This is a genomic window from Flavobacterium sp., assembly GCF_013823965.1.
Taxonomy (GTDB): domain Bacteria; phylum Bacteroidota; class Bacteroidia; order Flavobacteriales; family Flavobacteriaceae; genus Flavobacterium.
In genome coordinates this window covers 1-4923 of the sequence record NZ_PNNA01000010.1, presented here as the reverse complement: position 1 = coordinate 4923, position 4923 = coordinate 1, and the positions used below count along the sequence as shown (strand labels likewise).

The following is a 4923-nucleotide window of genomic DNA, read 5'->3' as shown; positions in this document are numbered from 1 at the left end:
GGTCAAAGAATACCTGAAAATCATTCTCGTTGCTCCTAAAAATGATGCGTATCGCAACATTCTCGCCATCACGTTTACCAACAAAGCGGTACACGAAATGAAAAGCAGAATCGTGGGCAGTTTGTCTGAATTTGCCAAAGACGAACCTAGCGAAAAAGCCTTGGGTTTAATGCAGGATTTGGCAAAAGAAACGAAACTTTCCATCATTCAAATCAAGACCAAGTCGCAGCAAATCATCAAGCACATCATTCACAATTATGCCGCTTTTGATATTTCGACCATCGACAAATTTACCCACAAAGTCATTCGAGCTTTTGCCCACGATTTAGGATTGCCAATGACTTTTGAGGTGACTTTGGACACGGAAAATTTGCTCATAGAAGCTGTCGATGCCCTAATTGCGCAAGCCGGGGAAGATGAAATTTTAACCAAATTGCTCGTCGATTTCACGATGGAAAAAACCGACGACGACAAATCTTGGGATATTTCCCGTGAAATTCTCGAAACAGGTCGTTTGGTGCTCAATGAAAACAATCGAAATGAAATCACCCATTTTCAAGATAAATCCATCACCGAATTTGTCGAAATTAAAAAGAAATTGGCCGAAGCCTGCAAAGTTTTAGAAAAAGAAAACACCGAATTAGCCGAAAACGCTCTGTCGTTAATTGAAAAAAACGGAATTGATTTGAAATCATTTTCAAGAGGAACATTTCCCAATCATCTTCAAAGCATAGTGGATGGAAAATTCAATCCCAAAAACAAAATGTTTCGTGAATTTGAGGATATTTCCATCAACAAAACCGCCAAAGACCGAGCCATTATCGAAAATATTATTCCGGAATTGTTGCAAATTCTTGATGCTGTTTACAAGAACTTTGAAAAGCGGGATTTTTACAAAGCCTTCCTAAAAAACATTACGCCATTATCGTTGTTGAACACCGTCAGCAATGAATTGGCCAAAATTCAGGAAGAACAAAACGTGCTTTCCATTTCGGAATTCAATGCCATAATTCATCGGGAAATCCAAAATCAACCCGCACCTTTTATTTACGAACGATTGGGCGAACGGTATCGTCATTTTTTCATCGACGAATTTCAGGACACTTCCGAAATGCAGTGGCAAAACTTGATTCCGCTAATTGACAACGCAACTTCGAGTGAAATCGACGGCGAAAAAGGAACCTTGATGATTGTGGGTGACCCAAAACAATCCATTTACCGTTGGCGTGGCGGAAAAGCCGAGCAGTTTATTGAGTTAAGTAAAGACCAAAATCCGTTCAATAATCCTGAAAAAGTTTTAGAACATTTAGACAAAAATTATCGTTCGTATTCACAAATAATCGAATTCAACAACGACTTTTTCCAATTGTTGTCCAATGAATTCGAACATTTAGATTACAAAGATTTATACGAAAACCACAGCCATCAAAAAAGCAATAACAAAACGGGTGGTTACGTGAATATTTCCTTTATTCCAAAAATAGAAGAAAGCGAAGACGAGGAAGAAGCATTGGATGAAACCGAATTGTATTTGTTGGCCACTTTGAACACGATTCAAAAAGTAAAAAAACAAGGTTTCGAATACAAAGACATTGTTATTTTGACCCGAAAACGCAGTCACGGAATTGCGGTGGCCAATTATTTGACCGAACAAGGAATTCCGCTGTTGTCCTCCGAGACTTTGATGATTCAAAACGCCACCGAAGTTCGATTTATCATCCATTTGTTGAAATACTTGAAAAACAACTCCGATTTGGAAGCCAAAGCCCATTTCCTTCATTATGTTGCCGAAAAAATCCAGGATCAACTGCCGATACACGATTTCATTGCACAAGGAATGGACAAAAAAAAGGAAGCCGAATTTGAAACTTGGTTGACGACTTTTGATATTTCGCTTTCGTTTCAGGATATTCGGAAAAAGTCGCTTTATGAATCGGTGGAGCTTATTGTTAGTAAATTCCTCCTCCCAGCCTCCTCCAAAGGAGGAGGAGCCGAAACTAAAAAGTTGGGGTATATGACTGGTGGAAATTATGCTCATTTGTTGATAGAAAAAGCTCAGGAAAAGAGAAAAAATCCGACGGTTGCCGAAAAAACTTTATGCTCAGAATTGAGGTCACAAGTTTTAGGTCACAAATTTAGACAACAGCATTTGATCGATGATTTTATAGTTGATTTTGTTTGTTTGTCAAGAAAATTAATAATTGAAGTCGATGGAGAATATCATTTTACCGAAGAACAAATTCAATTAGACAAAGAACGAACAGCAGTTCTGAATGAATTAGGATATAAAGTAATTCGATTTACAAACAATGAAGTTTTAACCAATATTCATAATGTTTTAAATAAAATACAACTAGAATTAAACAAACAGGAACAACTTCAAAATTTCAATTTGTCGGTTTCGTCTCCCTCCCCTTCGGGGAGGGCTGGGGAGGGGAATGCATACGTTCAATATTTTCTCGATATTGTTCTAGAGCGAGATGTACGCAACCAAGCTGGTATTTCGGACTTTTTGAATTTTTGGGATAAAAATTCAGAGAAATTCAGCATTCCCTCGCCCGAGGGCAACAATGCGGTTCGAATTATGACCATCCATAAATCGAAAGGATTGGAGTTTCCTGTGGTGATTTTTCCTTTTGCCGAAGAAGATTACAGTCGAAGCCCGAAAGACAAATTGTGGATTAATGCAGAAGCAGAGGATTTTGGGTTGTCTAAAGTTTTAATTGACAACAGCAAGGCAGTTGAAGGTTTTGGCGAGCAAGCAAAACGGGTTTACGACCAGAAATCGCAAGAAGAATTGTTGGACAATATCAATGTTTTGTATGTGGCATTAACGCGTGCGGAAGAACAGTTGTACATTATTTCTCAATATTTGGAACCAAGAAAAGACGGGGAGTATCCTAGTAATATGGCTTCTTTCTTTATTAAATATTTGGTAAACGAACACGTCTTTGACGAAGATAAATTGGAATACGAATTTGGGAATCCGCTTAAATTGTCAACAGAAAAAAAACATGTCGACACGACGAAAACAATCCCGATTGTTCGTGAAATTTTGAACCCAAAAAACATTAAAATCGCTCAACGAGAAGCCTTGATGTGGGGAACTCATCAGCAGGAAGCCATAGAACACGGCAATGTGGTTCACGAGATTTTGTCTTTGGTGAAAATTAAAAACGATATCGATTTGGCCATTACAAAAGCCGTCGAAAGCGGATTAATTACCGTGAATCAAAAAGAATTGGTTCGCAAAACGATTCGGGAAATTGTCAATCATTCGGAACTTTCAAGTTATTTTGATGAAGGAAATGAAGTGTTGAATGAGCAAACCATCATTCAAAAAGAAGGAAAAACCATCAAGCCAGACCGAATGGTTTTGACTAAAAACAAGGAAGTTTATTTATTGGATTACAAAACAGGGACACATAATCCTAAATATCAATTACAATTGGAAAATTATCAAAACGCGATTGAATTGATGGGTTATAAAGTCGTAAAAAAGGCAATTATTTACATAGGGGAACAAATCAATGTGGTAAATTTGTAGAAAACTTTGAGCAATTGTACCTTCGTGTCAAGAACTCAAATATCAAACATAAAAAACAAAAAAATGTACGGTAAAATAAAAGAATATTTGCAAACTGAATTGCAAACCATCGAAGACAACGGGATTTTCAAAAAAGAAAGAATCATCACTTCTCCCCAAGGAGCAGAAATTACCGTTAATGGAGAAACGGTCTTGAATTTTTGTGCCAATAATTATTTGGGACTATCATCGCACCCTGAAGTAATCCAGGCGGCAAAAGACACGATGGACACCCATGGTTTCGGGATGTCGTCCGTTCGTTTTATTTGTGGAACACAGGATATTCACAAAACATTGGAAAAAAAGATTTCGGATTTCTACGGAACCGAAGACACGATTTTATACGCTGCCGCTTTTGATGCCAATGGAGGGGTTTTCGAGCCTTTATTGAATGAAAATGATGCCATAATTTCGGATAGTTTGAACCACGCATCCATAATTGACGGAGTTCGATTGTGTAAAGCGGCTCGGTATCGCTATGAAAACAGCAATATGGAAGATTTGGAGCAACAATTAATAAAAGCTAATGAATCTGGAGCTCGTTTCAAATTGATTGTTACAGATGGTGTTTTTTCCATGGATGGAGTTGTTGCTCCATTGGACAAAATTTGCGATTTAGCCGACAAATATGATGCAATGGTCATGGTTGATGAGTGTCATGCTGCTGGATTTATAGGCGCCACAGGAAAAGGAACACTCGAGGCAAAAGGCGTAATGGGAAGAGTCGACATAATCACGGGAACATTAGGAAAAGCGCTTGGCGGAGCAATGGGAGGTTATACAACGGCCAAAAAAGAAATCATTGAATTGTTGCGTCAACGATCCAGGCCTTATTTGTTTTCAAATTCACTGGCGCCAGCAATCGTTGGAGCTTCAATCAAGGTTTTCGAATTGTTGGAAAAAGACACTGTCCTGAGAGATAAACTGGAATGGAACACGAATTATTTCAAGGCAGGAATGAAAAAAGCAGGTTTTGACATCATTGACGGAGACTCTGCCATTGTTCCTGTAATGCTTTATGATGCAAAATTGGCCCAAACAATGGCGAATGAACTTTTAAAGGAAGGAATTTATGTCATAGGCTTCTTTTTCCCAGTTGTGCCAAAGGATAAAGCCCGAATTAGGGTTCAATTATCAGCTTCACACACAAGGGAACATCTCGATAGGGCAATAGACGCTTTTATTCAAGTTGGAACTAATCTAAATGTTGTATAAATCACGCTTTTATTAGCTTTTTGTGTGTTTTTATTTTGTAGTTAAAAAATTACGTATTACTTTTGTTTAAAATTAACTAAATTGTAATTAAACAAATTTAAGTATGAAACATCTTAACAAAC

General features: G+C 37.7%; 2 protein-coding genes. Both read left to right on the top strand.

Going from position 1 to position 4923, the window contains the following annotated elements; all coding sequences use genetic code 11:
- Window positions 1-3547 (top strand): DUF559 domain-containing protein (locus C0430_RS01055; RefSeq protein WP_290864551.1); only part of this gene is annotated, 3547 nt, incomplete at its 5' end.
- Window positions 3548-3610: 63 nt separating this feature from the next.
- Complete coding sequence (kbl, locus tag C0430_RS01050; RefSeq protein WP_290864550.1) at window positions 3611-4801, top strand: glycine C-acetyltransferase; 1191 nt, start codon at window positions 3611-3613, stop codon at window positions 4799-4801.
- The last annotated feature ends 122 nt before the right edge of the window (window positions 4802-4923 follow it).

Bases quoted from the DNA above. Each gene is read 5' to 3' on its own strand.
- kbl (WP_290864550.1), top strand. From the start codon at position 3,611: ATGTACGGTAAAATAAAAGAATATTTGCAAACTGAATTGCAAACCATC.